General features: G+C 54.6%; 1 protein-coding gene. It reads left to right on the top strand.

Going from position 1 to position 592, the window contains the following annotated elements; all coding sequences use genetic code 11:
- Nucleotides 1–592, top strand: a 592-nt coding sequence (locus Q4Q50_RS22340) for a putative Ig domain-containing protein (RefSeq protein ID WP_311901226.1), incomplete at both ends; no start/stop codon positions are given.

Here is a 592-nt window from a genome sequence, read left to right as displayed (position 1 = left end):
TCAACGATGCGCCGACGATTAGTTCAACGGCCATCACCGCTGCCACTCAAGATGCGGCGTACAGCTACACCTTTGCGGCGAGTGATACCGATGTGGGCGACGTACTGACATTCAGCGTAGTGACTAAACCAAGCTGGTTGAGCTTCAATGTTGCCACTGGATTGTTAAGTGGCACGCCAAGTAATGCCGATGTGGGTGCACACCCAGTAACACTGCGGGTGACGGATACGGACGGTTTAACGGCAGAGCAAAGCTTCAGTATTACCGTGACCAACGTCAACGATGCACCGACGATTAGTTCAACGGCCATCACAGCTGCCACTCAAGATGCGGCGTACAGCTACAGCTTCGCGGCGAGTGATACCGATGTGGGCGACGTACTGACATTGAGCGCGGTGACTAAACCAAGCTGGTTGAGCTTCAATGCGGCTACGGGCGTGTTAAGTGGCACGCCAAGCAATGCCGATGTGGGCAGTCATGCGGTGACACTGAAAGTCACCGACACGGACGGCTTAACGGCAGAGCAAAGCTTCAGTATCACAGTGACCAACGTCAACGATGCACCGACGATTAGTTCAACGGCCATCACAGC

Source organism: Shewanella scandinavica, assembly GCF_031932065.1.
In the GTDB taxonomy this organism is placed as follows: domain Bacteria; phylum Pseudomonadota; class Gammaproteobacteria; order Enterobacterales; family Shewanellaceae; genus Shewanella; species Shewanella baltica.
Note: the sequence above shows the minus strand (reverse complement) of the source record. Positions and strands in the feature narration are given on the sequence as shown.